This window comes from Brevundimonas sp. UBA7838, from assembly GCF_002500885.1.
Taxonomy (GTDB): domain Bacteria; phylum Pseudomonadota; class Alphaproteobacteria; order Caulobacterales; family Caulobacteraceae; genus Brevundimonas; species Brevundimonas vesicularis_C.
The window spans coordinates 1-550 of sequence record NZ_DLTK01000079.1; the positions used below are offsets into that span (position 1 = coordinate 1).

1 protein-coding gene is annotated in these 550 nt (G+C 60.5%); it reads right to left on the reverse strand.

Annotation, left to right across the window (positions count from 1 at the left end):
* A partial coding sequence (locus B3T77_RS06455; RefSeq protein ID WP_349681210.1) for a motility-associated protein occupies positions 1 to 550 on the reverse strand: 550 nt, incomplete at both ends.

Sequence of the window (550 nt, forward strand, 5' to 3'; positions counted from 1 at the left end):
CAGCACGGCGGCGACGATGCCCAACGCAGGCAGGCCGTCGGCCAGGTTCTGAAGCGCGTGGGCGTTTTCCAGATGCTCGTGATGGTGCTTTTCGAGCTGCTTTTCCATCGCATCCTCGACCTGGTGCGGATCCTCCAGGTTCATCGTCATCATCCGCAGGGTGTCGCAGATGAAGTCGACGGCGAAATGGTCCTTCAGCACCTTGGGATACTTCTGGAAGATGGTCGATTCCTTGGGCTTTTCGATATGGCTTTCCAGCGCCACCACGCCCTTGGACTTCATCGTCTTGGTCAGCTGGAACAGCAGCGACAGCAGGTCCTTATAGTCCTGCTTCTTCCACTTCGGCCCAGCGAAGGTCTTGCCCAGCCCCGCCATGGACCCCTTGATCACCGGCAAGGAGTTGGAGATCAGGAAGGCGGCGATGCCCGCCCCGCCGATGGCCATCAGCTCGTGCGGCGCGGCGTGCAGGATCACTTCGAACTTGCCGCCCGAAATGGCGTAGCTGCCGAAGACGAGGCCGAACAGCAGCACGATGCCGATGATCTGGAAC